This window comes from Vogesella mureinivorans (assembly GCF_007644035.1).
GTDB classification, from domain to species: Bacteria; Pseudomonadota; Gammaproteobacteria; order Burkholderiales; family Chromobacteriaceae; genus Vogesella; species Vogesella mureinivorans.
Window position 1 is genome coordinate 1 of record NZ_VMTV02000348.1, and the last position, 346, is coordinate 346.

The 346-nt window shown below is 69.7% G+C and carries 1 protein-coding gene; it reads right to left on the reverse strand.

The features are described from left to right. Positions 1-346, reverse strand: a 346-nt coding sequence (locus FLQ44_RS10935) for a penicillin-binding transpeptidase domain-containing protein (protein WP_276607848.1), incomplete at both ends; no start/stop codon positions are given.

Consider the following 346-nt stretch of genomic DNA (forward strand, 5'->3'; position numbering starts at 1 on the left):
GATCACCACCACCATCGACAGGCGCGGATTCGAGGCCGGCACCAGGCCGGCGAACATGCTGATGTAGCGCTTCTCGTAGCCACCGGGCACCGAGCGCCGCGAGGTGCCGGTCTTGCCGGCGACGCGGTAGCCGGACACGCGCGCGCGGGTCGCACTGCCCTCCGGCCCGGTGACGGTCTCCAGCATGTCCATCAGCGTCCGCGCCAGCTGCGGATCGATCACCGAACGGCCTTCGCCGGCACCGCCGCGCACGAAGGTCGGCGGCATCCACACGCCACCGTTGTCGATCGCCGCATAGGCCTGGGCGATCTGCAGGGCATTGGTGGACAGTCCATAGCCGTACGAG